Genomic DNA, 26,198 nt, shown 5'->3' with positions numbered 1-26,198 from the left:
TCCGCGACCGCGCAAGCGCACCAACATTCCCTTAACTCGATCAGTGGTCTGTCCAGCACCGCTGCTTATATGTGCAAAGCACAAGGAGATTATTTGATGACAAACGTGTTTGGGGCCAAATCCACCACCGAAGACGTGCTTTCCGGGATCGACCTCAGCGGCAAACGCGTGCTCGTCACCGGCGTGTCCGCCGGCCTTGGCGTCGAAACCGCGCGGGCGCTGGTAGCCCATGGGGCCGATGTGGTCGGAGCCGCCCGTGATCTGGCCAAGGCGGAAGGTGCCTTGGCGACCGTCCGTGCAGAGACAGCCAATGGTGGGAGCCTCGATCTGATCCAGCTCGATCTGGCATCGCTGGCAAGCGTTCGCGCATGCGCGGATGCGCTGCTAGCAGATGGTCGGCTCTTCGATGTCGTCATTGCCAATGCCGGTGTCATGGCGGCGCCCTTCGGTCACACGGCCGATGGCTTCGAGACGCAGTTCGGCACGAATCATCTCGGCCATTTCACCTTCGTCAATCGCATCGCGTCCCTGATTGCGCCCGGCGGACGGTTGGTGAACCTGGCATCGTCCGGCCACCGCTTCGCCGATGTCGATATCGAAGACCCCAACTTCGAACGCACGGCTTACGATCCCTGGATTGCCTATGGGCGATCCAAGACTGCCAACATCCTGTTTGCTGTCGAATTCGACCGACGGCACAAGGCGCGGGGGATTCGTGCAACGGCGGTACATCCAGGCGGTATCCGCACGGAGCTCACCCGTCATCTGGGTGACGGAGCGCTGGAGGCGATGGTCAGCAAGATCAACGAAGAACTCGCAGCCCAAGGCAAGTCGCCTTTCGAGCTGAAGTCCATTCCGCAGGGTGCCGCCACGTCCGTATGGGCCGGCTTTGTTGCCGCTGCTGACGAGGTCGGTGGTCTCTATTGCGACAATTGCCACGTCGCGACCGTAACGGAGAACCCCGCCAGCCGCATCAGCGAGGGTGTTCGCGCCTATGCACTCGATGCCGAGCGGGCCAGGGCCCTCTGGAGCAAGAGCGAAGACATGGTCGGCGAGCGCTTCGAATAACAGTAGTAACGAACTCGGCTGTGGCGCGGACAATAGCTCACAGCCGAACGTGCTTCGCCTTTGGCCCGCACGCACCGCCTTCCCCGGACGCGGAGATTGCCTGGGTGCATAAAGGGACATGCAATGCATCAGCGCTGTTGAGGGCAAGCGCACCGGCTGCACAGCGGGCGCTGGGCTGGACCGGGACGTGACATCAGGAGAGAAGCATATGCCATCCAACATCGATACGGTTCGGGATTTCATCGCGCTGTGGAATGTCGGGGACCCGGACGCAATTCTAGCGATGATGGCTCCCGATTGCATCTATCACAATATGCCTTGGGACCCGCTGGTGGGCCACGCGGCAATCCGACAGGGATTGGCGACGTTTATGCGCAACGCGAGCGAGATAGACTGGCGCGTGTATCATATTGCGCAAGGTGGAAACGGCGTGGTCATGACCGAAAGACTGGACCGTTTCCTGATCAAAGGCAAATGGTGGGAATTTCCTGTCATGGGCATATTCGAGCTACAGGACGGAAGGATCACCCACTGGCGCGATTATTTCGATTCGGTGCAGGTGCAGGCCGCGAGGGCGACGGTTGCGTAATCATAGGCATGGAGCCAACCACGATCCATGCCGGATCAATCTTATTCTCACTCGACGCCAGCGCCTAAGCTGGCAGGAGCCCTGCCTCGCGGTAGCTGTCGATCGCCAAGTCATAAAAACTGATATCTGATCGGCTCCTCGCTAGTAATTGCGCGCCTGCGATGGCGGCAAAGATCGCCCGCGCCCTCTGTTCGCTTTTTTCAGCGGCAACGAGGGAAGCCACGGATAGTTGGCGGGCGATCCATGCGACATTGACGTCGGCAAAGTCTTGGACCTCCTTTGCCACAGCGTCCGGCAGATCGTCATACTCGGCCGCCATGAAACTGCCGAGGCACATTCGGTTGTCGTTCTGGAGTGCTGCGCGGAATGTATCAGGATAACGGCGCAGACACGTGATCGGATCTGGCGTCTCATCCGACAGGGCTTCCAAAGCCGCCGCTGCATCCTCCCGATAACGTCTCGCCACTGCCGCACCGAGATCGGCCTTGCTGGGAAAATAATAATGAATGCTTGCCGACTTGATGCCTACATCCTGCGCGAGGTCACGAAAGTTCAGACCGCCATAGCCATGCGCCTGCGCGGTCCGCGTGGCAGCGCTCAGAATCAATTCCCTGGTGTTCGTGCTCATTTCGATACCCTCGATGTCTACCACCTACCAAATGGCAGATAAGCATTGACGCGTCGATCGCAATAGTCATAATGCACCTATCAACTGACAGATAGAAAGAGTTTCCATGAGAATCTATGACCGAGAAGGCGCGCCTAATCCAGCACGGGTCCGCATCGTTCTCGCCGCAAAAGGCCTTGAGGACCAAGTCGAGTTCGTCAGTGTCGACCTGATTGCCGCCGTACACAAGCAGCCGGGTTTCTTCGCGATCAACCCGATCGGAAAGATCCCCGTTCTGGAACTGGACGACGGCACAATTATTTCCGAGTGCACCGCCATTACCGAGTATCTCGACAATCTCGATGGCAACCCGCTCCTGACCGGCACGACGCCGCGTGAGAAGGGGCTCATTCATATGATGCAACGTCGTGCTGAGATGATGTTGATCGAGGCCGTCGACGATTATTTTCATTATGCCACGCCCGGTCTTGGCGCCGCGCTGCGGCCATGGCGGATGCCAGACTGGAGCGGCGCAAAGGAATGGGGGCAGCGGCGCGGCGCATATGCCGTTGCCAATATGTCCTACTTCAATGATCTGCTGGCGAAGCAGTCTTTCCTGGCCGGGGATGGCTTTTCGATGCCTGACATAACTCTGTTTGCCAGCCTGATGTTCGCCGAGATTGTTGGCTTGCCGATCGCTCCGGAACTCACTGCTCTTCACACCTGGCGCGGCAAAGTAGCCGATCTTCCTGCCGTAAAGAACCGCAGCGGTCAGACCCCGCTGCCGGAAGATCTCGCGCGCCTCGGTGGCGCAACATAGGCAGGTCATATCTGCTAGCGGCCCACTTGGATGCGAAAATCAGATTCTAGCAGCAGGGTTTGATCTTCGTGGGCTATCTCGACGTGGCTGCCCCTGCGGAATGTGACGCGGTAGGGGCGTGGCGAAAGGCAAAGTCATCAATGCCTCTGACATTCGACGTGGAACATTTTGCGTCGATTGACAGCTCATCGCCCTTCCCTGAACTTCGGCCACGACGATGGCACTGCGCCCGGTGGGGTTGATCAAGCTGTTCGTAGACCAAGGAGAGCGTCGGCATTGCCGTGGGCGATGCGCTCCCTGTCCACGGGAGAAACCGGCAGGCTTTTGAGAAACGCCGTCCCGGCGCCATTCGTGGCGTACGGATAGTCAACCGAGAACAGAATGCGATCCGCACCGAAAGCGGTCAGCGCGGCGAGAAACGCGGACGTATCGAAGAAGCCACTGGTCGTGATCCAGACCTGATCCAGAATGGTCTGAGATACGCTGCGCTTTCGCCCGGTTTCCGCTCCCGTCCCGAAGGTCTCGTCGACGCGTTTAAGCAGCATCGGCAGCAACTCGCCCATGTGACCGATGATCAGCTTCAGTCCTGGGTTCCGATCGAGCGTGCCGGACAGCACGAGGCGAAGAATGTGGATGGCCGTTTCGGAATGCCAGCCAAAGCCTGCGTTGGACAGCAGATATGATGAAATCTCGCCCGGCAGTCCGCCATAATAAGCATCGCGCACTGAACGGGGCGGGGGACCGGGATGAATATAAAGCGGGCACCCGAGCGCCTCGGCACGCGACAGGATAGGTGCGAACCGCGGTTTGTCCAGGAACAGTCCATCCGTGGTCCCATTGATAGAAGCCCCGCGAAAACCGAGGTGTTTCACGCACCGTTCCAGTTCGTCTGCCGCCGCCGCAGGTTCTTTCATGGGCAAGTGGGCGAATGCCGCGAAACGATCGGGATGTCTTTCGACCGCAACAGCAAGTCGATCATTATAATCACGCGCAAAGCTGATGCCTTCTTCTCCAGCCAGCAATTCGGCGCCCGGACCTATGACCGACAGCACTTGCAGGGTGAGTCCAGCCTGGTTCATCGCATCGATGCGCCCCTCCTGTATATCGCCCAGCGCCTCGTTGAGAGGTCCCGGACCCCAATGACCGCTTGATGGCACCCAGCCGGCTTCTACGGCAACCGAAGCCGGAATTCGTTGGGTCATTTCGGGGAGCATGACATGCTCCTCTAAAGCAACAATACGCATGATCTCGTTTCTCCATTCGGCGCCGGGAGCGTTGAACGCTCGCCCCGGCCGGATTGTTAGTATCGCGTCCATGAATGGCGTGATACGTTGTGGAATGACTATCGATATCGAAAATCTGCCAATCGCACCCGCTCGGGCGCCGACGGCAGCCGCGTGGGACGTCGAGTTCGCGACACCCGCGATGGCGTTACTTGTCGGGTACGACGAGGACTGGGTTGAGCTGCCGCTGCACGAGCACGCGAGCGGGCAACTCATTCTCGCGCTGAGCGGTGCGGTCATGTGCCATGTTCCCGGCTCGATATGGATCGTCCCGACGGGGTGCGCCGTGTGGGTTCCGGCCGGCCTTCGGCACCGCAGTCCGGCATCGCCCCACTCGCGCATATGCATCCTGTTCATTAAGCAGGACGCCGCCTGCCTGCCCCATCATTGTTGCACCCTCGAGATCACCCCATTGGTGAGGGAGATAGTCCTGCGCCTCGTTGGCACGACCGTAGGAAGCGACGCCGACGAGCACGAACTTCTTCTGATGAAGGTCCTGTTGAGAGAACTCGAGGGAATGCCGACGGGCGGACTGAGGCTCCCTGTTTCGTCTCATCCCAAGATGGTGGCGATCCAAGAGGCGCTGATGGCACATCCGGGCGACCGCACGACGCTCGCCGAATGGTCCGGTCAGACCGCGACCAGCGAGCGGACGCTTGCCCGCTTGGTCGTCCGGGAAACGGGTATGACGTTCGGCCGATGGCGGCAGCAGCTCCATCTGCTTGTTGCGCTCTCTAAGCTGTTCGACGGAGTGCCCGTACAGAATGTCTCTGATGCCCTTGGCTACGAGTCGGCAACCTCTTTCATAACAATGTTCAGGAAGGCCCTGGGAACGACGCCGTCGCGCTACTTCGACCGCACAGTTGCCGATCACCGAAGGCTTAGGAGTAACACCAGCAAGCCGCTACGCTTATAATTCCTTTAGAAAACGCCCTGTAGGACCTCTGTGCTCCGCACGCCGTACTCTTCAATGGCTTCTTCGCTCTCCCGGTCGTCGAGAACTGCATGAGCCACGTAGTTTACGTAGCGTGACCTTTCGACGTTTTTGACTGACCGATGAAGCGAGAGCGAAATTAGTTCACCTAGACCGTAAATTTCTTATCGACAGAGCAGTTTCCGAACGTTTTCTGTCCAGCGCTGTTGTTTAAAAAGCGCAGACTTAAACAGTCACGTAATCACAGCGAAACCATGTTGCGAGATACTTTTTCCTCAAGCATCTGTGCAAATTTCATGAGATCAAAGATCTTGAAAGCGCAGCGGTCCCATTGGTCGGTTGCACGCAAAATGTAATGGCCGTTTCGAAAAAGAAGCGCTTTTCGGCAGTCGTGTGAAAGACCGTCGGATGGTCATTTCAAAAGGGAGTCGGTGCCCGTCGCCAGCAATAACCTATTCAGCCGTGGCGACGTCCTCGTGGGTGCCGAATAGCTGCGAGATCGGATCGCCGTTAGCACGAATTGGGCGGATGCGCTTACGTCGCATTCTCAACTCTTTGGTTGCCACCCAGGTTGTCGCAGTTTCGGGCGACAATCCAGGAATAAGCATCCGCATTGATTCCCAAGATGCTGACGTAGATATCCGCCGTTCAAGCTTCGATGCCGTCTTCGGATTCGGACACGGAACATGGCCCGATGGTGACGCTACGTTTCTATTCCTTGATACCCTCGTTTCTGTGTGCAGTCCAAGTTATCTGGATCGCAGAGGCCCATTTGCAAAGTCCTCATTACTACGATCGCCATCTCGTCACAGATGACATTAGGGCGCGAATTCCTGGCAAGGCTGGTCTGATTGGGCAAACTACGCGTTCGGGGAGCAGATCGATGTCGCAGTCGATACCCATTGCAGCTACTACATGGATGCTGTCACCGCCGCGGTTGAAGGACAGGGTGTTCTCCTTGGCTGGAAGGCGATAATCGAGAAGCATTTGCAAATAGGTGCGCTGGTACCCATGTCGATTGAGGAAATGCCGAGTAGCGGCGCGCATTATGTTGTCATACGAAAAGGTCGACCGGAAGCGTCTCATGTCACGCGCTTCAAGCGATGGGTTGTCGCTGCCTGCGAGAGATATCGTGGCGACGGACTGGAGGTCATTCCGAATGGTAATAAGTTTGTTCGGAATCATTATTTTCTGCCGCAGAGCGTATGAGATAGGTTCCTTGGCTAGGACCTACCTGTGCTCAAGGGATTGTGACAATGCTTAATGACCCGCGATCCCACGGACTATGGGAAAAAACTGCGCCGCCGCCGCCGCCAACTGCCGAACTAACCGATGCGATTGCCGCGGACGTGGTGATCGTCGGCGCAGGATTTACGGGATTATCTACTGCGCTCCACCTTGCCCAACTCGGAATGACCTCCGTTGTTCTGGAGGCTGTCGAAATCGGCTTTGGGGGATCGGGCCGTAACGTTGGTCTCATCAATGGCGGCATGTGGGTTATGCCTGACGACATCCCTGGCGTGCTTGGGGCCGACTACGGGGAGAGATGCCTTAAGCTCCTATCGGATGCACCGCTCGTTGTCCGCGAGATGATCGAGCACCACGGGATCTCATGCGAACTCGAGAGGAACGGCACGCTTCATCTTGCGGTCGGAAAAGAAGGTGTTGCCGAGATCAGGCACCGCCACAAGCAGTGGGTAGCGCGGGGAGCGCCTTTGGAGCTCTTGGATGCCAAGGAAACGAGCCGTCGAACCGGATCGACCGCATATACTGGCGCGCTTTTCGATCCCCGCGCAGGCACCCTTCAGCCTTTGGCATATGTGCGGGGCCTGGCAAAGGTTGCAACAAGTCTTGGCGTTCGAATTTTCACCAGCAGCCCTGTGGTCGCTGCTGTGAAAGAAAAGTCGAACTGGCTGGTCAAGACTAAGTCAGGATCCGTTTCCGCGAAATGGGTCGTGGTTTCAACAGACGCATATTCCTTCGGCCCTTGGAAAGTCGTCCGCGACGAACAGGTTCATCTCCCGTATTTCAATTTCGCGACCAAGCCACTTACCGACAACCTTAGAAAATCGGTGCTTCCCAACAGGGAAGGCTGCTGGGATACCAAGCAAATTCTATCGTCGTTCCGTATGGATCAGCGAGGTCGTTTGGTTTTTGGCAGCGTTGGAGCTCTGCGCAATACCGGGCATTCGGTCCATCAAGCTTGGGCGAGGCGCTCCTTGAAGCGAGTGTTTCCTCAGCTCGGCGACGTCGAGTTCGAGGCCGCTTGGTACGGAAAGATCGGTATGACTACGGACGCTGTCCCACGCTTTCACAAGTTCGATGAAAATGTGGTCGGTTTCAGCGGCTACAATGGGCGCGGTATCGCTCCCGGAACAACGTTTGGTAAGGTATTGGCGAACTTCGTGTCGGGAAACCTGGCCGAACAGGCTCTCCCGCTTCCCGTGACCGTCGCAGCACCGACACCGTTCCGGGCAGTTAAGGAAGCCTATTACGAGCTCGGTGCACAGGTCGCTCACTTCGCGGAGTCGCGCTTCTAAGGAGGCAACTTTGCAGGTTCCCCGTCGTTTCCTCCCTTCGCTTCCTTTGCTTGCCGCATTTGAAACCGCGGCTCGTACAGGAAGCGTGACTGCAGCCGCGAAGGAGCTAAACCTGACGCAGAGCGCCGTGTCGCGGCAAATCCGTGCTTTGGAGGAACAACTTGGCGTAGAGCTGTTCCATCGCGAGAGGCAAACGATCAAGCTTACGATCGGCGGCCAAGGTTACGCTCGAGAGGTCAGGGACGCGCTACGCAAGATTAGTAGCGCCTCTCTAAATCTTCGTGCCAACCCCTACGGCGGAACGCTGAACCTTGCAATCTTGCCGACCTTTGGAGCCCGGTGGCTAGCGCCAAGGCTACCCGATTTTCTCAGCGGAAATCCCGGGATAACGGTCAACTTGATGACCAAGATCACTGAATTCGATTTTCGGCTCGAACCGCTGGACGCTGCAATCCACTTTGGACGACCAGAGTGGCCAGGTGGAGAGTTTGCGTTGCTCCGGCAAGAAATTGTGACGCCGGCATGCAGCCCTGGAGTGAAAGAAGCCTACAAGTTCGTTGAGCCGTCGGATGTGCGTAGGGCGCCTTTGCTCCACCTCGCGAGCCGTCCCGACGCATGGGAACGATGGATGGTCATGTACGGCATCCTGCCCGAATCAGTTCATGGTATGCTTTTCGATCAGTTTGCCACGGCTGCACAGGCGGCGATCGCCGGTGTTGGAGTGGCCTTACTCCCAAAATTCCTGATCGAGGAGGAGCTGGCACAAGGCAAGCTGGTGCATGCGGTCGATGCCCAAATGAGGAGCGCTGAGGCCTACCACCTCGTATGGCCTTCAGATCGTTCCTCCCATCCTCCTCTGTTGGCTTTCAAGCGATGGATCCTCTCGCGGACAGCCGCGGATCGCTGAAGTCAACCATTCTGCCGTGGAATGATGTCTTGCCCATCAATTGATTGAGTTGGCGACCGGGGTGACGGATATTTCATTCGCGTCATGCGCGGAGGGAATGAAGTGGCATGGAGGTGATCTCGATCTGCCCCGTGGCAGAGCCCGACCACCTCATCCGCGACAGCGCCTGTGCACTCGGGAACCAGGAGAGTTTTTATGCAGAGTTCGTCCGCCTACGGTGGCGAGGTGTTTGATATGGCATTTCGGCAGTTCGAAGCCGTGGCCAACCACTTAGATATTCCGACCGACGAACGACAACGCATTTTCCTTCCAAAGCGAGCCGTCGTCGTATCTTGCCCTATCCATCGTGACGACGGATCGACCGCAGTATTTCAAGGATACAGAGTACAGCATCATCTTACCTTAGGCCCCACGAAGGGGGGCACGCGCTTCGCGGCGAATGTCGACGTGGGGGAGGTTGCTGCGCTGGCGGTGTGGATGAGTTGGAAGTGCGCGCTTGCGGGCCTGCCTTACGGCGGGGCAAAAGGTGGAGTCACCGTCGATCCGCACACTTTGTCGCCACGAGAGATGGAAGCCCTTTCGCGACGATACATGCAAGAGATGATCCCGTTTGTCGGTCCGCATATCGACGTAATGGCGCCCGACATGGGAACCAACGAACAGGTTATGGCATGGTTCATGGATACGTATTCTATGTATCAGGGGAAGACCGTCAGCGAGATCGTCACCGGAAAGCCCGTCGAGACAGGAGGCACGCTTGGTCGTCGTGAGGCGACAGGACGCGGCGTCGCATACTTGGTCGGCCAGGCGATGAAGAAGATCAACCTTTCGCATTCTGGCGCTACGGCAATCATCCAAGGATATGGCAACGTCGGCTCTATCGCGGCATTGACGCTCGCGAGCCAAGGCGTTCGCATTATTGGCGTCAGCGATCATACTGCCGCATTCTACGATCCAAAGGGCTTGGATGTTGGTGCCTTGGAGCGCCACGTTCGAGAGCGGCGGGTATTGCGCGGCTTCTCGAACGAAATGACGATCGACCCCGCAGACCTTTTGCTTCAAAAATGTGACGTGCTCGTCCCGGCCGCGACGGAACGCGTGATCGGTTCTGAAAACGTCAGCAAGCTTCAGTGCAGGATTCTTGCTGAAGGCGCTAACGGCCCGACAACGCCGGAAGCCGACGAGATCCTTGATCAGCGGCGCGACGAAATATTCGTAATCCCTGACATTCTTTGCAATGCCGGCGGGGTCATTGTTTCCTACTTCGAGTGGGTTCAAGGACTCCAGCAGTTCTTCTGGAGCGAAAGGGAGGTCATGGATCGCCTGTACCAAGCATTGCAGCGCTCCTACGATCAGGTTCTCGGACGGGCTAAGCGAGACAACATCTCGCATCGCAATGCGGCACTGGCGATCGGCGTCGAGACTGTCATGCGCGCCAAGGCGACCCGCGGTTTGTTCCCATGAACCTCACTGAGATTTGGAAAACCTACGATGCCGACCGACCATCCGATGCGACGACAATTGCACGACGAGTTCCATTCGCGCCCATCGCTGTACTTCGATGGGCCTGCGGTCGTGCGGCATCATGCATTCTATTTTGCGGGCGTGATGGACATCGTTCCCGCAAATCTTTTGGCTCTGAAGGGGCAACAAACACGGGAAGGAAACAGCGGCATTGTCCAGGTTGCTGGCGGCCAGATCAAATGGGAAGTCCATACCGAATTCGTCTCTGTCACCCAGGTCGTAGCATGGAGCGGAGACATTGCCTCGCTTCCTGTGTCGGACGCTGCTTGGCAGGAACTACTCGAAGCGATGCCTGGTCAGCGGATTTGCAATGTTGAAGTCTTGGTAGTTCCGGTCGGCGATTACCGGGCGGCGGACCTCCTCGAGGCGGGCAGCGATCTCGTTGCTTCTGCAGTTGGGGGAAGAGATGCCGAGGTATGGTCGACCTTTCGTTTGGGGAAGGACCACGCCACGAGGATCGTTCTGCTTAACCGGCACCTAAATTCCTATCGAACTGGACGTATGGTTCGTCGTCTCCTTGAGATAGAGGACTATAGGATGATGGCGCTTTTAGCCCTTCCTTTATCGAAAGCTGCATTCAGAAAGTGCGTGGAGATAGAGCGTGAACTCCAATCGGCGATTGCCTCGCTGCGCGATCCCTCTTCGAGCCAGCAGGCAGTGCTTGCGGAAATCGCTAAATGCTCCGCGGAGATGCAGGATCTCTCGATCAAGACGCGCGAAAGGTTCAGTGCGACTGCGGCCTACGCGGATCTCGTCTTTCGTCGAGTTCAAGAACTTCGCGAGGAGCGGATCGAAGGACACCAACGCGTCGGCGTCTTCATAGACCGAAGATTTGGACCTGCCGTACGTTCGTGTGAGCAAGCGGATCGACGCGTTGAAAATACGGCAGTTCACGTTGCACGGACGACCGAGCTCCTGCGGACTTCAGTGCAAGTCGAACTCGAACAACAAAACGCCTCTCTTCTTCAATCCATGGAACGCCGACTTGCGATACAGACGCGACTGCAGCAGGCTGTCGAGGGTCTGTCAGTTTTTGCTATCGGCTACTATGCGCTGAGCATACTGAAATACATGCTGGAAGGCGTAGCAATCCTGACTCCCGCCGCCCACTGGACGAAGGCCGTCATTCCGATCGCTGTGCCGATTATTCTCCTCGTGGTATGGCTTTCGGTCAGACGCGTCCATACCTCGATAAAGAGTTAGGCGGCTTATGGTGAAAGCTGATGTCATTGAAAAAGGACATCCCGGCCTTCGCAGCGAGGCCACAGCCTTGGAGCATTTGTCTCGTAGCACTTCAGTGAAGGCCCGCTTGTCTCGATCGGGTTGCGATCGCCAATCTGTGATGTTGTGGACACGCGGTCTCGCGATCATGAGGCCGGCGAAAAAGACAAATTTCCGCGTGCGGTTTGTCCAGGTGCCTATGACCTTGCCTCAAGTGGGCAGGTCTGCGCTCGCCTAAGCACTGTCAGCGCCGCAGAAAGAGCCTGCAACGAGAACTCATCCAAGACGTAAAAAGCAAATTGCTTCTTGTCTGTGTTTGACCGCCTCACTCCAGATCGTCACAGGTTTTGCGTCTCGCCAAGTTGCTCACATATTGGGATAGACCGGCCCTTCGCCGCCTTGCGGCGGTACCCACGTGATGTTCTGGTTCGGGTCCTTGATGTCGCAAGTCTTGCAGTGCACGCAGTTCTGAGCGTTGATGACGAACACTTCTTCGCCGTCCTTCTCCACCCATTCATAGACCCCGGCCGGACAGTAGCGCGTCGAGGGGCCCGCAAAGACATCGTGTTCCGAGCGCTTCTGCAGGTCCATGTCCTTGACCTTGAGGTGGACCGGCTGGTCTTCCTCGTGGTTGGTGTTGGAGAGGAAGACGGAGGAGAGGCGGTCAAAGGTGAGGACGCCATCCGGCTTCGGATAATCGATCTTTTTGTGCATCGATGCCGGCTCCAGCGAGGCGGCATCGGTCTTGCCCTGCTTCAGCGTGCCGAAGAAAGAGAAGCCGAAAATCTGGTTGGTCCACATGTCGAGACCGCCGAGACCAACGCCGATCGCCGTGCCGAACTTCGACCACAGCGGCTTGACGTTGCGCACCCGCTTCAGGTCCTTGCCGATATCGCTTGAACGCCAGTCGTTTTCGATCTCGACCACTTCGTCATTGGCACGGCCGGCTTCGATGGCAGTGGCAATGCGGTCGGCCGCCAGCATGCCGGAGAGCACGGCGTTGTGGCTGCCCTTGATGCGCGGCACGTTGACCAGACCGGCGGAACAGCCAATCAGAGCGCCGCCGGGGAAGGTCAGCTTCGGCACCGACTGGTAGCCGCCCTCGGTGATCGCGCGGGCGCCATAGGAAAGCCGCTTGCCGCCTTCGAAAGTACTGCGGATCGCCGGATGCGTCTTGAAGCGCTGAAATTCCTCGAAGGGATAGAGATAGGGGTTCTTGTAGTTCAAGTGAACGACGAAGCCGACGGCGACGAGATTGTCTGCGAGATGATAGAGGAACGAGCCGCCACCGGTCTTCATGCCGAGCGGCCAGCCGAAGGAGTGCTGCACGAGACCTTGGCGGTGGTTCTCCGGCTTCACCTGCCAGAGTTCCTTAATGCCGATGCCGAACTTCTGCGGCTCGCGATCCCTGGAAAGATCGAACTTGGCAATCAACTGCTTGGCGAGTGAGCCGCGCACGCCTTCGCCGATCAAAACGTACTTGCCAAGCAGTTCCATGCCGCGGGTATAGTTCGGGCCGGGTTCGCCATTCTTCTCGATGCCCATGTCGCCTGTGGCGACGCCGATGACAGCGCCCTCGCTGTTGTAGAGCACTTCGGTCGCCGCAAAGCCTGGATAGATTTCGACACCAAGCGCTTCTGCGTGGCCCGCCAGCCAGCGACAGACGTTGCCGAGCGAGACGATGTAGTTGCCGTGGTTGTTCATCAGCGGCGGCATGGCGAAGTTAGGAAGACGGATTGAGCTGGCCGGTCCGAGCAGCAGGAAGTGGTCGTCCGTCACCTCGGTCTTGAAGGGGTGATCGCTTTCTTCGCGCCAGCCGGGCAGCAGGGCATCGATACCGATCGGATCGACGACGGCGCCCGACAGGATATGCGCGCCGACTTCGGCGCCTTTTTCCAGCACGACGACCGAAAGATCCGCATTGACCTGCTTCAGCCTGATCGCCGCCGAAAGACCGGCAGGACCGCCGCCGACGATCACCACGTCGAATTCCGTGCTCTCGCGCGCATCAGTCATCGGACCTGTACTCCTACGTCGCGAAGGGCCGGCGAGCTTTCGAGGTTCAACGTGCGGCTGGCCGCAATAACAGTATTCGCCATCAGCATCGCGATGGTCATCGGGCCGACACCACCTGGAACCGGGGTGATCGCACCCGCAACCTCTGCGCATTCTCCGAACGCGACATCGCCCACAAGTCTGGGACGCTCGTTCGAGTTTGTCCGATTAATGCCAACGTCGATAATCGTGGCGCCGGGCTTCACCCAGGCTGCTCGAACCATCTCCGCGCGGCCGACTGCCACGACCAGAATATCCGCGCTTTTGGCATGGGAGGCCAGATCCTTGGTCCGCGAATGAGCGATCGTGACCGTCGCGTTTGCGTTCAACAGGAGCTGTACCATGGGCTTACCGAATAGGTTCGAACGTCCGATGACGACTGCCGTCAGACCGGAGAGATCTCCGCCGTGGATCTGCCGAACAAGCAACATCGCGCCTGCTGGCGTGCACGAAACGAGTCCCGTTGAAAGATCTCCGGTCGCCAATTTTCCAGCATTTGTGACGTTGAGACCGTCCACATCCTTCGTTGGCAGGATAGATTGGACGACAAGCTCCGAATCAAGATGACGCGGGAGAGGAAGCTGGACGAGGATCCCGTGGATTTCCGGCGCGGCATTGAGCTGGCTGACGAGACGGAGAATTTCGTCCTGGGAAGTGTCCTCTGACAGAGTGTACTGCACAGAGTTGAAGCCGCAATCCTTCGCCATGCGGCTTTTGGCTGCGACGTAAGTATGACTTGCCGGGTCGTCACCAACAATGATCACGGCCAGGCCGGGCTTAACTGATGTACGGCTCTCGATGTCGAAGGCAGCCTGCTTGACAGCCTCGACTACCGAGGCCGCCGTCTTTTTTCCGTCGATGATCGTTGGCATTTCAGCCCATTCTTTCAGAAGCGTATGAGCCGGGGCTGGCGGGGAATACCACCGTTCGATTGCCATTGATGAACGTCCGATGGTGGATATGGCCGTGTATTGCACGTGCAAGAACCTGACTCTCGACGTCGCGTCCGAGCGACACGTAGTCGTCCGGGCTCTGTGCGTGGGTGATCCTCACGGTGTCCTGTTCAAGGATCGGGCCCTCGTCGAGATCCGCTGTGACGTAGTGCGCGGTGGCGCCAATCAGTTTCACGCCACGACCATAGGCCTGCTTGTAGGGATTCGCGCCCTTGAATGATGGCAGGAAGGAATGATGGATGTTGATGATCTTGCCCGACATTTCCGTGCACATCTGATCCGACAAGATCTGCATGTAACGCGCAAGCACAATGAGTTCCGTACCGGTACTTTTCACCAAGTCCATGATGCGAGCTTCGGCTTGCGGCTTGTTTTCCTTGGTCACCGGAATGTGGTGGAAAGGGATGTCGTGATTGACGACGACTTTCTGGTAGTCGAAATGGTTAGAAACGACGCCGACGATGTCGATCGGCAGGGCGCCGATCTTCCACCGATAAAGCAGGTCGTTTAGGCAATGGCCAAAACGAGACACCATGAGCATCACCTTCATGCGATGGGAAGCGTCATGGAAACTCGCCTGCATTTCAAACCGAGTTTCGATGTCCTTGAAGCCTTCGCGCAGTGTGGCGATCGAGGTCGCGCTTTCCGTCAGGAACCCGATGCGCATAAAGAACCGACCGGTATCAAGATCGTCGAATTGCGAGCTGTCGACAATATTGCAGCCCTCGTTTGCCAGATAACCGGAAATGGCTGCGACGATGCCACGGGTCGACGGGCACGTTACCGTTAAAACAACGTGTTGCATTTTGAATCCTTGGATGTGGGACTTTTGCAGAAGGCCTATATGGCCTTCTCCAGTTCCGGCAGAGCCTCGAAAAGATCGGCAACAAGGCCGTAGTCCGCGACTTGGAAAATCGGCGCCTCGTCATCCTTGTTAATGGCAACGATAATTTTCGAGTCTTTCATGCCAGCGAGATGCTGGATAGCGCCAGAAATACCGCAGGCAATGTAGAGTTGCGGGGCAACGACCTTGCCGGTCTGGCCGACCTGCCAGTCGTTCGGCGCGTAGCCGGCATCCACGGCGGCGCGCGATGCACCGACGGCAGCACCGAGCTTGTCGGCGACCGGAAGGATGACTTCCCGGAACTTCTCCGACGAGCCAAGTGCGCGACCGCCCGAGATGATGATCTTGGCAGAGGTAAGCTCCGGACGATCCGATGTCGACAGAGCGTCTCTGACGAAGGTCGAAAGCATCGGATTGGAAGGGGTCTGTACGGTCTCAACCGACGCCGTACCGCCTTCTGCAGCCGAGGCGAACGATGCGGTTCGTACAGTGATGACCTTCTTCGCATCGGTCGAACGGACTGTCTGGATGGCGTTGCCGGCATAGATCGGGCGCTTGAAGGTGTCTGCCGACACGACTTCGATGATTTCGGACACCTGGGCGACGTCGAGCAGGGCTGCAACCCGCGGCAGGACGTTCTTGCCGGTCGAGGTCGCCGCAGCGATAATCGTGTCGTAGCTGCCCGCCAGTGATACAATCAGATCGCTCAGCGGCTCGGCCAGATCGTTGGCCAACTCATCGCTTTCGGCGAGCAGAACCTTGGATACGCCGGAGAGCTTCGCCGCTTGGTCCGCCGCCGCTTTCGCGTCTTTGCCAGCGATTAGGACGTGTACCTCGCCCCCGATCTTGCCAGCGGCCGTCAGAGCTTTGGAAGTCTGGTCGGAAAGGGTTGCGTTATCGTGATCAGCCAGGAGAAGAATGGCCATAGGTGGAGTTCCTTTCTCAAACTATAGGACGCCGGTTTCGGCCTTGAGCTTTTCCACGAGCTCGGCGACGGACTTGACCTTGATACCGGCCTTGCGCCCGGGCGGCTCTTCAGTCTTCAAAACCGTGAGCCGGGGATCGGTGGAGACGCCGAAGTCGGCAGGTGTCTTCTTGTCCAGTGGCTTCTTCTTCGCCTTCATGATGTTTGGCAGCGACGCGTAGCGTGGCTCGTTGAGACGCAGGTCCGTAGTCACCACCGCCGGCAGCTTGACCTTGATGGTCTGCAGGCCGCCATCGACTTCGCGGATTACAGTCGCGCTGTCGCTGTCGATTTCGATCTTCGAAGCGAAAGTCGCCTGGGCGGAACCGAGTAGGGCGGCCAGCATCTGACCGGTCTGGTTACTATCATCGTCGATCGCCTGCTTACCGACAATGATCAAGCCGGGCTTTTCCGTATCGGCGACGGCTTTAAGTATCTTGGCGACGGCGAGCGGCTCTACGGCTTCATCGGTCTCGATGAGAACCGCGCGGTCGGCACCCATCGCGAGCGCGGTACGCAACGTCTCTTCAGCCTTGGCCGGCCCGATCGAGACGACGACGACTTCTTCAGCCTTGCCAGCTTCCTTCAGGCGAAGCGCCTCCTCGACGGAGATTTCATCGAAAGGATTCATCGCCATTTTGACGTTGGCCAAATCAACGCCCGTCCCGTCCGCCTTGACACGAATCTTGACGTTGTAATCCACTACCCGCTTTACGGGGACTAGTATCCTCATTGTCTATTTCCTTCAGGATTGGCGTTGGCGATTACATGCGACCGCGAAGGGCTTCTGGATCGTACGGGGACTCTGCGATGACCTTGGCCTTTTTGACTTCCCCAAGGATCTGAACTTCAAGCTCGGTTCCGGCTGTTCCAAGTTCGACAGGCAGCAGCGCGAATGCCACGTCATGCCCAAGGGTGTACGCGTATGTTCCAGACGTTATGCGCCCCACAAGCTTCCCCTCGTGATAGACGCCTTCGTAGATCAGCGCGCTCGCGCCATCAGTGTCGATCGCGATAGTCACGGAGCGGTTCTTGATCCCGGCCTCCTTCTGACGAACAAGCGCCTCCTTTCCAATGAAATCGCCCTTGTCCAAACGGATGAAGCGGTCGAGACTGCTTTCCCATGCCGTCAGTTCCGGGTTCATGTCGCGGTACATCGCGCGATAGGACTTCTCCAAGCGCAACGGCTCCAGAGCGTGATAGCCGATCAAACGCAACCCGTGCGGTTCGCCGGCTGCAAGGATCGCCTCCAACAAATGCCTTTGGTACGGAAGGGGATGATAAAGCTCCCATCCCAGTTCGCCTTCGTAGTTGACGCGGAGCATTCTCACATCCGTTGCGAGGCCTACGGTGCCGGACTTCACGCTGAACCAAGGGAATGCCTCGTTTGAAAGGTCCATTTCCGTGAGGCTTTGCAACACGTCGCGCGCCTTCGGACCCACAACGGTGAAGCAGCCGCGATCGTTGCTGACGTTGCGCAGTTGGACGGTACCGTCCTTGGGTAGGAGCTTTGAGAGGTCGTCAAAGTTCCAGCGTTCAGCTCTCGGCGTGGAGATCATGTAGAAGCTGCCGTCTTCGAGACGAGCCACGACGTATTCAGCTTGGACGCCGCCAGTCTTGGTGAGGTGGTGACTTAGGTTTACCTTGCCTTTCTTTGGCAGGCGATTGGCAAGGATGCCATCGAGCCATGCTTCGGCACCCGGACCAGAGACCTCGAACTTCGTCATCGGAGTCATTTCCACAAGGCCGACCGCGGTGCGGACCGCTTTGACTTCCTCGGCGACGTAGTTGCCCTTTTGTGTCCAGCGCCAGCTATACTGGTCCTTTGCCTCGACGCCTTCCGGAGCAAACCAGTTCGGTATCTCCCAGCCATCCAAGACACCCCAGACAGCACCGCGGCTGGACAAGGTATCGTAAGAAGGAGCCGTCTTCTGCGGACGTGCCGCCGGCATGTCTTGCCCAGGGAAATGAAGCTCCGCATGCGTGCCCCAGCTTTCAAGGACCTTCCGCTTTGTCCATTCCTTGTTCGCGTAATCGCCAAAACGACGAGGATCGAGCTCAGACGTATCGAGGCTGTTCGCGCCTTCAACGATGCGTTCCGAGAGATAGTAGCCAATCGCGCCGCCCCACAGGATGCCGCCTGGAACGCCTTCGGCCAGCCAAACGTTCTCGAGACCCCATGCCGGTCCAACAAGCGGCAGTTCATCTGCTGTCATCTGGAACGGGCCACGGACGTTTGCCTTGATACCAACGCGTCCAAGGGCGGGGACCATCTCCATGGCGGTCTCCCAATTCCATGCGACCGCATCGAAGTCTTCTTCCACGAGATCGGCGCCGAACCAGTCAGGGACACCGTTCTCAGCGAACAGCTTCAGGTGTTCTGTCTTCTCATAAGGACCGAACATCAGGCCGTCGCCTTCCTCGCGAAGATATCCTTCAAAGCCCTCGTCGCGCAGGATCGGCATTTCCGGCAGACCCTGGCGCTTGCGCTCAACGATTTCCGGTACCGCGTCGGTGATCCAATACTGATGGAGGATCGGAATCGCCGGAATTTCCAGTCCGAGCATCGCTCCGGTCTGGCGCGCATAGTTTCCGGTAGCGGAGATGATGTGTTCGCATATGATTTCGCCGTTGTTGGTAGTGATTTTCCACTCGCCGCTTGGCATCCGCTCGAAGCTTTTCACTTCGGTGTTCAGGTAGATTTTTGCGCCTCGGTCACGCGCGCCTTTTGCCATTGCCTGCGTTACATCGGCCGGTGCGATGTGACCGTCGTCAGGATGATATAGGGCGGCGAGCATGTCCTTGTTGTTTTCCAACAGGGGCCAGAGCTCGCGAGCCTCTTGGGGGGTGATAAGTTCGGCGTGGATACCCTGGACGGCAGCGACGCTCATGTAGCTCTTGTACTCGTCGAGGCGGTCTCGTGTGTTCGCAATTCGAAGCTGACCACACTTATGCCAACCAACGTGCTGACCCGTCTCAGCTTCAAGACCCTCGTAGATCTCGATCGTCTTCGCGACCATTCGACCGATGTTGATGCTGCGCGCATAGGATGGGATTAGGCCGGCGGCGTGCCAGGTCGAACCAGCCGTAAGCTGGGTTCGCTCCAAAAGGGCGACGTCGGTCCAGCCCCTCTTAGTCAAGCCATAAAGGATGGCGGCACCGACGCAACCACCACCGATGACGACGGCACGAGCATGAGTTTGCATGAGTAGATTCCTTACAGTGTTGTAGGGGCAGACTACTGAGGCAAAGCGCACTTGTGACGTTGCAAAAAATTCCAGTTCGGCATAACTTCAGTTTATGCACAGGTTACGATCTCTTGTTCCATCCGCCAATTATATGTTCGTCTTCGAGGCGGCTGCTCGTCGTGGCAGTTTCACCGCAGCAGCCGAAGAACTCAACGTCAGCCAACCCGCTGTCAGCAAGACTATAAAGCTGCTCGAAGAAGCCACCGGCTTGCAGCTCTTTCGTCGCGAGCACACTAAACTCGAGCTGACGGCGGAGGGCCTCCGGTTCTATAAGGAAATTCAGCAGTCATTCGACCATTTGCATATGGTTCTGACGTCTCTTAGAACGCGGCATTCCAACGACACGGTTCGGGTGTCATTTTCAGCGTCATTTGTTCAGTTATGGCTTCTGCCCCGTCTAAAAGACTTCAAGGCGAAGCATCCAGACGTCTCTCTAAGGATCGCGGAAAGCAGCAGGGATGATCAAGATTTGAACATTGAGGACATCGATATATCCGCTCGACTTGGAAACGGCCAATGGCCAGGCGTTCATGCTTGGCACTTCGTGACAGAAGAGGTGATTCCGGTGTGTGCCCCAGAATATCTGCGGGAGCATGGACCAATCTCAACTCCGGCGGAATTCCTGAACCATCGATTGCTGCATTTTGAAGAGCGTCACAGGACGAGATTGGGCTGGAAAGAGTGGCTGCTGCATCATTCCGTCCCTGTCACTCGTCTAAGTCCCGATGCGATCTTTACAGACGCGTTGGCGTCAACCGAAGCAGCGGTGCTAGGGCAGGGGATAGCGCTTGGCTGGAAACATCTGATCCAGGAGCACATTCGTGCCGGACGGCTCGTCCATCCCCTGTCGGCAGTCTATTGTTCCGGTGAATCCATATATGTTGTCATGCCCTCGCAACGAATCGCGAAGCCTGGCGCTATGCTCTTCAGGGATTGGCTGCTGGAACAGAACGCAGACGCCGCGATCCAATTCAACAGGAACGTGGACTGAGCTTACGCCCTGAATTGATAGTCATCGACTTTTGGAAAGTATACCTCGCCGCGGTAGCCCTTCGGCTTGCTCCCGACGGAAGTGCCGGTGTTGAGAATCCCGGCCTGGTAGTTTGCTGAAAACAAGGAATAAGGCAACGGGCATGGAATTGCGCTGGCCTGTTCCAGGCGATCTAACAATTCGACCGGCATGTCGAAATCTAGCGCACCGAGATTGTCGTCAAGCTGTTCCGCACTGCTCGATCCGATAATGGCTGCCGCAATGCCTGGGCGGTTCAGGCACCAGTTCAAAGCGACTTGGGACATGTTTTTTCCCACTTCGACCGAAACCTTCTCCAACTCTTCGACAATTCTGAGGTTGCGCTCGGTCAAAATTCCCATCCCGTCTGCAGAGCCGCCGTGCGACAGCCTGCCCGTGCCGCCCGCACGGTATTTTCCGGTCAGCAAGCCCATCGCGAGTGGGCTCCAGGCAGTCACGCCCAGATCAAGCTCGCGGGCCATCGGAACGAACTCGTGTTCTATATGACGTTCGACGAGGGAGTAAGGGAGTTGGACGCAGATTGGTCGGCTAAGTGCATGGGCTTCAGCGTAGCTGATCGCACGGGACGCGTACCAGGCGGGCACGTCCGAAAGGCCACCGTAGCGAATCTTTCCGTCTCGCACCAGATCATCGAGCGTGCGGACAACCTCTTCGACCGGCGTCATCATATCCCAGGTGTGCAACAGATAGAGATCGACATAATCGGTTCGCAAGCGTTTCAGCGATGCATCGATGGCGCGCATGATGTTCTTGCGGCCGTTGCCCCCGGCGTTGGGATTTCCGGGAACAAGGTTGTTCGAAAACTTGGTGGCAATCACGACGCTGTCGCGCAGGCCCTTTTCTGAGACGAAGGAACCGACCTGGGTCTCGCTCACTCCAGCCCCATAGGAGTCGGCCGTATCGATAAAGTTTCCGCCGAGGTCCACGTAGCGATCGAAGATTGAGCGAGCAGTCTTCTCGTCAGTTCCCCAAGACCCTCCAATGCCACGTATGCCTCCCTTGCCGAAGGTCATGGTACCAAGGGCGAGGCGGCTCACTCGAAGTCCCGATCGCCCAAGGTGATAGTATTGATCCATCGACAAAGTGGCCTCCTACGTTGCCTACATCGACCCTACGTAAGGGCGTCTTGCGACTGTTTGGGCGACGTAGTTGATCATTGTCACAAAATCGAAGACCGGGCGCCCAGTCGCCTTTTGGACCGCATGTGCGTAGGGCGGGAGGTCGCTGCATTCCAACAGGATCGAACGAACTTCAGGGTTGTCGGCGACAAGGCGCCGTGCGACCTCGGTGACTTCACGTTCGATCGCATCAGAATCCAACGTGCCCTTTTCTTCGAGGATGGCTTCTCTGAATTCCTTCTGATCCTCCATCCCGGCAACAGCCAGCGGAATGATCGATGAAATGTTGGAGGATTCAAAATGGCGGGGCGTGAGCCGCGATGCATTGGCGGTGATCACGCCAACGGTGCCGCCGGAGATCGCGTGCATGAACGGGATCTGCATCAGGCTGGACAGGAAGACTGGTATCTCGACAGCGTCTGCGACCTCCTTCTGGAAGTACGCCATGAAGCCACAAGCGCCGGTAATCGCTTTGACTCCTCGGTTCTGCAACTCGACGGCGGCCTCGATGAAAACCTCTTTCAGGGCAGGATCGCGCTGATTCAGTAGCCGGTCGATCGACGCTCCCCGAACTTCCTGGAAGCGAACCGGGAAGTCGTAGGTGGTTGCGTTGCCAACGTTGCCTGGCACGCACGGGTAAGCAGCATCTAAGATCAGAATGCCAATTTGGTCTCCATACCACGACGCCGTTCGGCGCGTGACCGTGTAGACAGTCATCGTTTAAATCTCCATATTATCGAGCGAGGGGGCCCTCGGCCCCCCAACATCTAAGTGGCGACCGCGGCCTACTGGATGAGCCGTGCAGCGCCGGTGTTGGCGGCGGTTCCGTCGAGCCCATAGGACTTCAAGATCTTTTCGATCGAACCGTCCTTGTGCATTTCCTCGATGTTCGCATCCAGTGCCACGCCAAAATCCGTGGCAGCCTTCGAGTAGGGGAAGGCCGCCTGTGCAGCTTCCTTGGTAGCCTTTACGCGGTCGTCTGCAGCAGCGACTGCGACCTTGATGTCTTTCAGAGCGCCCTTTTTCTCAGCGACGACGCCGGTGGAATAGCCGTCGACGGCCACTGCGATGCGGTTGGCGAACAGGTCCTGCTGCATGTTGACGGAGTTCGGGTAAAGCTTCAGGGAAGATCCGAGGAGCTTCTTCAAGTCGGCAACCCACAGGTAGCCCTGAACCGTTCCAACCTGTTTTCCTTCCAGGTCCGATACGTTTTTGAAGGCTTCCTTCGAGTAGATTGCCATCTGATCGGTGTAAAGCGGGGCGGACAAGTTCATGGCCTTTGCACGCTCTGCAGTGCGATACCAATCACCCGTTGTGATGTCAGCTTGGCCGGAGAGCACGTATTGGATAGCAGCGGCAGGATCGACGGCAACAGCCTTCACCTTCAGGCATTCGCGCCTCGCGAATTCGGCAGCGATGTCGCCGTCGATGCCCTTCATCGCGCCAGCGTCGTCGAGATACGAATGCGGGGCATAGGTCGTTACAGCGACAGTAAGCGTGCCTTCCTCAACTGTCTTGAAGGTGTGCTTCGGGGTGCAATCCTGGGCAGAGGCGCTCTGGGCCGTGATCGCGACGCCGGCAATGCCGGAAAGGAGGAGGTACGCAAAGGTCTTCTTTATGGTCATGGCCGGGGTTCCTTTTGTTCCGGTGTTAACGTTCAGCATAGACATTGACGCGTTTCTCGACGTGGCCAACGAACAACGCGGCAGGTATTGAAATGCATGCGTATAGAGCCCCTGCACAAAGCAATGCGGGGAAGTATCGGAACGTATTCGAGCCGATCTCGTAAGCCCGGCTGACCAGCTCGGGCAGGGCTATGGTGAAGCACAGGGACGTCCCCTGGAAGATCAAAATGGAAAATCCTAGCAGCGCTGGCAGAGCTACGCGCAGGCTCTGAGGAAGCAGCACATAGCGCAGCTCGTCTGCGCGCGACAAACCGAGCGCCTCCGCTGCCTCCTGCTGTCCATGGGCGACTGACTGAAGGCTCGCGCGGATGATCTCGCTGGTGTAGGCGCCGGTGTTCCATGCCAATGCTGCGACGGCAGCAAGGAATGAGCCCATGGTGATGCCCGTCGCCGGCAGACCGAAGTAGATGAACTGCAAAAGAACCAAGGCAGGAGCTCCCCGTCCGATCTCGACGAGCAAAAGCGAAGCTGTCTTCAATGCCCGGCTTCGAGAAAGAACACCGAGCGCGAGCACGAGGCCAAAAGGGATGCCAATGAGCAGAGCAAGAGCGGTCACTTGCAGGCTGGTCATCAGACCGTCGAGTAGATCCGGAAGCCAAGTGACGATTTCTTCGAGTGTTGGAAGCATTATCGCGCCACCTTCGAGCGTAGATGTGCGTCTGCGACGCGTGAAAGCCAAGCGACCGGAATGCTTAGCAAGACATAGAACATCCCCACGATGGCAAAGACTTCCAGGCCGCGGTACGTAAGCTGTGAAAGCTGATTTCCCTGATAGGCAAGCTCATTGACGCCGATAGTCGAGGCGACTGCCGTCTCCTTCATGAGGCCGATCAGGTAGCTCGCCGCTGTCGGCAGGGCCACGCGGACCGCCTGCGGAGCAATCACATCCTTCATCGCGTACCATCGACCAAGATCGAGAGAGGAACATGCTTCCCATTGGCCGATATGGATCGACTTCAGGGCACCTCGATAGATTTCAGCCATGTTGGCCGCTGCTATCAGCCCAAGACCGGCCAGCGACGCAGCGAACGGATGGATTGGGAAATAGCCCATCCCGATTCCGAAGAAGATAATGAACAGCCACAGTATCGGGGGGATGGCCCGGATCATCTGGATGGTAATTGTTGCGATCAGCCGGACTGCCAGGAAACGGGACGTTTTGGCCATCAGCAACGGCAAGCCGAGGATAGCGCCGATCAGAAACGAGCCGCCGGTAAGCGCCGTGGTCCAAGCAAGTCCGCGAAAGAATGGCAGGAAATCGACGCCGCTCATCGGTCGTGCACCGCACGCAGGAAGCGCCGAGTTCGCTCTTCCTTTGGATTGCGCATAACGTCAGCGGACGGCCCCTTCTCGACGATCTTGCCGTCGGCCATTATCATGACGGTATCGGACACATTCTCCGCGAAACCCATCTCATGTGTGACGACGATCATCGTCATCCCGCTGTCTGCCAATTCCCGCATGACTGCAAGAACTTCGAGCCCGAGCTCCGGGTCGAGAGCGCTAGTCGGCTCGTCAAACAACATGACTTCGGGATCGAGCGCGAGCGATCGCGCGATAGCAATACGCTGCTGCTGTCCGCCGGAACAGCGAATGGGAAACTGCGACGCCTTGTCCGCTAACCCAACCCGGGACAGAAGGTGCATCGAGCGTTCGTCCGCGTCTTTCCTGCTTCGGCCGAGCACGCGCTCCTGTGCGAGGCTGACATTCCTCAGAACTGACATATGTGGAAAAAGATTGAAGGACTGGAAGACCATTCCAACACGCCTGCGCAATTTGGACAGCTCTGTTCGTGAAACAGCGCGAGTGGCGTCAATGGTCGTGTCGCCAATGTTGATAACGCCCGCGGTGGGCGTTTCAAGATAGTTAATGCAACGCAATAGCGTGCTCTTGCCGGAGCCGCTTGGGCCGATAATCGCAAGTACTTCGCCCGATCGCACCTGAAGGTCAATTTTGTCGAGAACCAGATGGGTGCCATAGCTCTTGGTAATGGCCTTTAGGCCTATGAGCGGCTTGTCGGCTGACGAATTCATTTGCAATCCGATCGACCCCCTAATTGAGGTGCTTTTTGGAAATGTCGTTACGACAGGCGGCGTTGCAGAAGCCATATCTGACCCCATGTTCACGATGTCATAGTCCTGCCGGGAGCTGAAGTATGACTATGCGGAGCTTGTTTTGAGTGGCCGCTTGGCGGCTCGGTTCCCTTATTTAGTCGTGAGACATTAGCACTACGCGAATCGGGGGGGAGTCGGAAAAAAATACCAAGTAAGATAACTTGAAGTTATGATGTCGGGAGCAGGGTTATCAGCGTTCTTCTGGCAAGAGACATGCGCAGCCAAGCTGTCACAGCCTATTGCGATTGAGAGTTCGGCTGCCAGCTTGCGGTGCGTAGGGCCGAATTCGGAGGAGTGCAAATCGGTCGAAATGGCTCGCCACTGAACCTATTGCCGATCAGGAAAAGCACCTCAGCCTGCACGGTTTTGAATTCCCAGAGTTACAGTCCCGGGCTACCGCGTGTTGATGCTTGCAGACGCCCAACCCACGCGGAGCCCATCCCGCCGCAAGCGACAGACTGGTGCACGCTGCGCTTGGGACCGTCGACGCAAGTCGGCTCTCATTTACGCTGGCGCTTCAAAGCTTGGGATAGGGACATTCGCGATGTGGAGAGCCAGTGCCCCGCGAACAAGCGGTCTTTGTTCAGGGATTACCGGTCGTAAAGACCAATTCCCCTGTTACCCGTCTCCTTCAGATTTCCGTCGACAACCAATCCATTCCGACGGTCTTTCAAAAATCATCCCAATGAGCCTG

24 protein-coding genes are annotated in these 26,198 nt (G+C 57.4%); 10 read left to right on the top strand and 14 right to left on the bottom strand.

The features are described 5' to 3' along the window. Positions 1-96: 96 nt before the first annotated feature. Positions 97-1,068 carry an SDR family NAD(P)-dependent oxidoreductase gene (locus JTP94_RS13840; protein WP_204851070.1) on the top strand — a complete coding sequence of 324 codons (972 nt, stop codon included), beginning with the start codon at positions 97-99 and terminating at the stop codon, positions 1,066-1,068. Positions 1,069-1,276: 208 nt separating this feature from the next. Then, positions 1,277-1,657, top strand: coding sequence for a limonene-1,2-epoxide hydrolase family protein (locus JTP94_RS13835; protein ID WP_204851069.1), 381 nt, complete (start codon positions 1,277-1,279; stop codon positions 1,655-1,657). Positions 1,658-1,721: 64 nt separating this feature from the next. On the opposite strand, the gene JTP94_RS13830 is transcribed toward JTP94_RS13835, so the two are convergent. Further along, positions 1,722-2,285, bottom strand: coding sequence for a TetR/AcrR family transcriptional regulator (locus JTP94_RS13830; RefSeq protein WP_204851068.1), 564 nt, complete (start codon positions 2,283-2,285; stop codon positions 1,722-1,724). A gap of 106 nt (positions 2,286-2,391) precedes the next feature. Here JTP94_RS13830 and JTP94_RS13825 point away from each other — a divergent pair, with 106 nt between their 5' ends. Next, positions 2,392-3,084, top strand: a complete 693-nt coding sequence (locus tag JTP94_RS13825) for a glutathione S-transferase family protein (RefSeq protein ID WP_204851067.1) — start codon at positions 2,392-2,394, stop codon at positions 3,082-3,084. A gap of 242 nt (positions 3,085-3,326) precedes the next feature. Here the strand turns inward: JTP94_RS13825 and JTP94_RS13820 are convergent, their stop codons facing one another. After that, positions 3,327-4,328, bottom strand: a complete 1,002-nt coding sequence (locus JTP94_RS13820; RefSeq protein ID WP_204851066.1) for an amidohydrolase family protein — start codon at positions 4,326-4,328, stop codon at positions 3,327-3,329. 94 nt (positions 4,329-4,422) lie between these two features. Here JTP94_RS13820 and JTP94_RS13815 point away from each other — a divergent pair, with 94 nt between their 5' ends. From JTP94_RS13815 to JTP94_RS13790, 6 genes are all read left to right on the top strand, one after another. Then, on the top strand, positions 4,423-5,283 hold the full coding sequence (locus JTP94_RS13815; protein ID WP_204851065.1) for a helix-turn-helix domain-containing protein: 861 nt from the start codon (positions 4,423-4,425) through the stop codon (positions 5,281-5,283). Positions 5,284-6,216: 933 nt separating this feature from the next. Then, entirely contained in the window at positions 6,217-6,510 is a 294-nt protein-coding gene (locus JTP94_RS13810; RefSeq protein WP_204851064.1) for a hypothetical protein, read from the top strand. A 47-nt stretch (positions 6,511-6,557) separates the two neighbouring features. Further along, the gene (locus JTP94_RS13805) at positions 6,558-7,841 is read left to right on the top strand and encodes an FAD-binding oxidoreductase (RefSeq protein WP_204851063.1); all 1,284 of its coding nucleotides are present in this window, start codon (positions 6,558-6,560) and stop codon (positions 7,839-7,841) included. A gap of 10 nt (positions 7,842-7,851) precedes the next feature. Next, positions 7,852-8,748 (top strand): LysR family transcriptional regulator, encoded by an 897-nt coding sequence (locus tag JTP94_RS13800; protein ID WP_204851062.1) that lies wholly within the window; start codon positions 7,852-7,854, stop codon positions 8,746-8,748. Between the two features lie 195 nt (positions 8,749-8,943). Then, positions 8,944-10,212, top strand: a complete 1,269-nt coding sequence (locus JTP94_RS13795; RefSeq protein WP_204851061.1) for a Glu/Leu/Phe/Val dehydrogenase — start codon at positions 8,944-8,946, stop codon at positions 10,210-10,212. 27 nt (positions 10,213-10,239) lie between these two features. Next, positions 10,240-11,475 carry a DUF3422 domain-containing protein gene (locus JTP94_RS13790; protein WP_204851060.1) on the top strand — a complete coding sequence of 412 codons (1,236 nt, stop codon included), beginning with the start codon at positions 10,240-10,242 and terminating at the stop codon, positions 11,473-11,475. A 384-nt stretch (positions 11,476-11,859) separates the two neighbouring features. On the opposite strand, the gene JTP94_RS13785 is transcribed toward JTP94_RS13790, so the two are convergent. From JTP94_RS13785 to JTP94_RS13760, 6 genes are read right to left on the bottom strand one after another with little or no spacing between them, the layout of a single operon-like run. Then, on the bottom strand, positions 11,860-13,509 hold the full coding sequence (locus JTP94_RS13785; RefSeq protein WP_204851059.1) for an electron transfer flavoprotein-ubiquinone oxidoreductase: 1,650 nt from the start codon (positions 13,507-13,509) through the stop codon (positions 11,860-11,862). After that, positions 13,506-14,420 (bottom strand): bifunctional methylenetetrahydrofolate dehydrogenase/methenyltetrahydrofolate cyclohydrolase FolD, encoded by a 915-nt coding sequence (gene folD / locus JTP94_RS13780; protein ID WP_204851058.1) that lies wholly within the window; start codon positions 14,418-14,420, stop codon positions 13,506-13,508. The genes JTP94_RS13785 and folD overlap by 4 nt, the downstream gene beginning before the upstream one ends. A 1-nt stretch (position 14,421) precedes the next feature. Beyond that, positions 14,422-15,306, bottom strand: coding sequence for a formyltetrahydrofolate deformylase (purU, locus tag JTP94_RS13775; RefSeq protein WP_204851057.1), 885 nt, complete (start codon positions 15,304-15,306; stop codon positions 14,422-14,424). A gap of 35 nt (positions 15,307-15,341) precedes the next feature. Further along, entirely contained in the window at positions 15,342-16,271 is a 930-nt protein-coding gene (locus JTP94_RS13770; RefSeq protein WP_204851056.1) for an electron transfer flavoprotein subunit alpha/FixB family protein, read from the bottom strand. Between the two features lie 21 nt (positions 16,272-16,292). After that, positions 16,293-17,042, bottom strand: coding sequence for an electron transfer flavoprotein subunit beta/FixA family protein (locus tag JTP94_RS13765; protein ID WP_204851055.1), 750 nt, complete (start codon positions 17,040-17,042; stop codon positions 16,293-16,295). A gap of 31 nt (positions 17,043-17,073) precedes the next feature. Next, positions 17,074-19,515, bottom strand: coding sequence for an FAD-dependent oxidoreductase (locus JTP94_RS13760; protein WP_204851151.1), 2,442 nt, complete (start codon positions 19,513-19,515; stop codon positions 17,074-17,076). Between the two features lie 133 nt (positions 19,516-19,648). Between JTP94_RS13760 and JTP94_RS13755 the strand changes: the two genes are divergently transcribed. Continuing rightward, positions 19,649-20,548 (top strand): LysR substrate-binding domain-containing protein, encoded by a 900-nt coding sequence (locus tag JTP94_RS13755; protein ID WP_246754937.1) that lies wholly within the window; start codon positions 19,649-19,651, stop codon positions 20,546-20,548. Between the two features lie 2 nt (positions 20,549-20,550). On the opposite strand, the gene JTP94_RS13750 is transcribed toward JTP94_RS13755, so the two are convergent. From JTP94_RS13750 to JTP94_RS13725, 6 genes are all read right to left on the bottom strand, one after another. After that, positions 20,551-21,669 carry an aldo/keto reductase gene (locus JTP94_RS13750; protein WP_204851053.1) on the bottom strand — a complete coding sequence of 373 codons (1,119 nt, stop codon included), beginning with the start codon at positions 21,667-21,669 and terminating at the stop codon, positions 20,551-20,553. Between the two features lie 18 nt (positions 21,670-21,687). Beyond that, positions 21,688-22,422 carry an aspartate/glutamate racemase family protein gene (locus JTP94_RS13745; RefSeq protein WP_204851052.1) on the bottom strand — a complete coding sequence of 245 codons (735 nt, stop codon included), beginning with the start codon at positions 22,420-22,422 and terminating at the stop codon, positions 21,688-21,690. Positions 22,423-22,490: 68 nt separating this feature from the next. Beyond that, on the bottom strand, positions 22,491-23,330 hold the full coding sequence (locus JTP94_RS13740) for an ABC transporter substrate-binding protein (RefSeq protein WP_204851051.1): 840 nt from the start codon (positions 23,328-23,330) through the stop codon (positions 22,491-22,493). Positions 23,331-23,355: 25 nt separating this feature from the next. Next, the gene (locus JTP94_RS13735) at positions 23,356-24,018 is read right to left on the bottom strand and encodes an amino acid ABC transporter permease (protein ID WP_204851050.1); all 663 of its coding nucleotides are present in this window, start codon (positions 24,016-24,018) and stop codon (positions 23,356-23,358) included. Beyond that, a complete protein-coding gene (locus JTP94_RS13730; RefSeq protein ID WP_204851049.1) occupies positions 24,018-24,662 on the bottom strand; it encodes an amino acid ABC transporter permease in 645 nt (214 codons plus the stop codon). The genes JTP94_RS13735 and JTP94_RS13730 overlap by 1 nt, the downstream gene beginning before the upstream one ends. Beyond that, a complete protein-coding gene (locus JTP94_RS13725; RefSeq protein ID WP_204851150.1) occupies positions 24,659-25,423 on the bottom strand; it encodes an amino acid ABC transporter ATP-binding protein in 765 nt (254 codons plus the stop codon). The genes JTP94_RS13730 and JTP94_RS13725 overlap by 4 nt, the downstream gene beginning before the upstream one ends. Positions 25,424-26,198 lie beyond the last annotated feature (775 nt).

The sequence above is a fragment of the Martinezella lusitana genome, assembly GCF_016901135.1.
GTDB lineage: Bacteria > Pseudomonadota > Alphaproteobacteria > Rhizobiales > Rhizobiaceae > Rhizobium > Rhizobium lusitanum_D.
This window is presented reverse-complemented; position numbering and strand designations above follow the sequence as displayed.

What these genes read in the sequence shown, in the direction of transcription:
- JTP94_RS13840 (WP_204851070.1), top strand. Translation starts at nt 97, where the DNA reads ATGACAAACGTGTTTGGGGCCAAATCCACCACCGAAGACGTGCTTTCC.
- JTP94_RS13835 (WP_204851069.1), top strand. Translation starts at nt 1,277, where the DNA reads ATGCCATCCAACATCGATACGGTTCGGGATTTCATCGCGCTGTGGAAT.
- JTP94_RS13830 (WP_204851068.1), bottom strand. Translation starts at nt 2,285, where the DNA reads ATGAGCACGAACACCAGGGAATTGATTCTGAGCGCTGCCACGCGGACC.
- JTP94_RS13825 (WP_204851067.1), top strand. Translation starts at nt 2,392, where the DNA reads ATGAGAATCTATGACCGAGAAGGCGCGCCTAATCCAGCACGGGTCCGC.
- JTP94_RS13820 (WP_204851066.1), bottom strand. Translation starts at nt 4,328, where the DNA reads ATGCGTATTGTTGCTTTAGAGGAGCATGTCATGCTCCCCGAAATGACC.
- JTP94_RS13815 (WP_204851065.1), top strand. Translation starts at nt 4,423, where the DNA reads ATGACTATCGATATCGAAAATCTGCCAATCGCACCCGCTCGGGCGCCG.
- JTP94_RS13810 (WP_204851064.1), top strand. Translation starts at nt 6,217, where the DNA reads ATGGATGCTGTCACCGCCGCGGTTGAAGGACAGGGTGTTCTCCTTGGC.
- JTP94_RS13805 (WP_204851063.1), top strand. Translation starts at nt 6,558, where the DNA reads ATGCTTAATGACCCGCGATCCCACGGACTATGGGAAAAAACTGCGCCG.
- JTP94_RS13795 (WP_204851061.1), top strand. Translation starts at nt 8,944, where the DNA reads ATGCAGAGTTCGTCCGCCTACGGTGGCGAGGTGTTTGATATGGCATTT.
- JTP94_RS13790 (WP_204851060.1), top strand. Translation starts at nt 10,240, where the DNA reads ATGCCGACCGACCATCCGATGCGACGACAATTGCACGACGAGTTCCAT.
- JTP94_RS13785 (WP_204851059.1), bottom strand. Translation starts at nt 13,509, where the DNA reads ATGACTGATGCGCGCGAGAGCACGGAATTCGACGTGGTGATCGTCGGC.
- folD (WP_204851058.1), bottom strand. Translation starts at nt 14,420, where the DNA reads ATGCCAACGATCATCGACGGAAAAAAGACGGCGGCCTCGGTAGTCGAG.
- purU (WP_204851057.1), bottom strand. Translation starts at nt 15,306, where the DNA reads ATGCAACACGTTGTTTTAACGGTAACGTGCCCGTCGACCCGTGGCATC.
- JTP94_RS13770 (WP_204851056.1), bottom strand. Translation starts at nt 16,271, where the DNA reads ATGGCCATTCTTCTCCTGGCTGATCACGATAACGCAACCCTTTCCGAC.
- JTP94_RS13765 (WP_204851055.1), bottom strand. Translation starts at nt 17,042, where the DNA reads ATGAGGATACTAGTCCCCGTAAAGCGGGTAGTGGATTACAACGTCAAG.
- JTP94_RS13760 (WP_204851151.1), bottom strand. Translation starts at nt 19,515, where the DNA reads ATGCAAACTCATGCTCGTGCCGTCGTCATCGGTGGTGGTTGCGTCGGT.
- JTP94_RS13755 (WP_246754937.1), top strand. Translation starts at nt 19,649, where the DNA reads ATGTTCGTCTTCGAGGCGGCTGCTCGTCGTGGCAGTTTCACCGCAGCA.
- JTP94_RS13745 (WP_204851052.1), bottom strand. Translation starts at nt 22,422, where the DNA reads ATGACTGTCTACACGGTCACGCGCCGAACGGCGTCGTGGTATGGAGAC.
- JTP94_RS13740 (WP_204851051.1), bottom strand. Translation starts at nt 23,330, where the DNA reads ATGACCATAAAGAAGACCTTTGCGTACCTCCTCCTTTCCGGCATTGCC.
- JTP94_RS13735 (WP_204851050.1), bottom strand. Translation starts at nt 24,018, where the DNA reads ATGCTTCCAACACTCGAAGAAATCGTCACTTGGCTTCCGGATCTACTC.
- JTP94_RS13730 (WP_204851049.1), bottom strand. Translation starts at nt 24,662, where the DNA reads ATGAGCGGCGTCGATTTCCTGCCATTCTTTCGCGGACTTGCTTGGACC.
- JTP94_RS13725 (WP_204851150.1), bottom strand. Translation starts at nt 25,423, where the DNA reads ATGAATTCGTCAGCCGACAAGCCGCTCATAGGCCTAAAGGCCATTACC.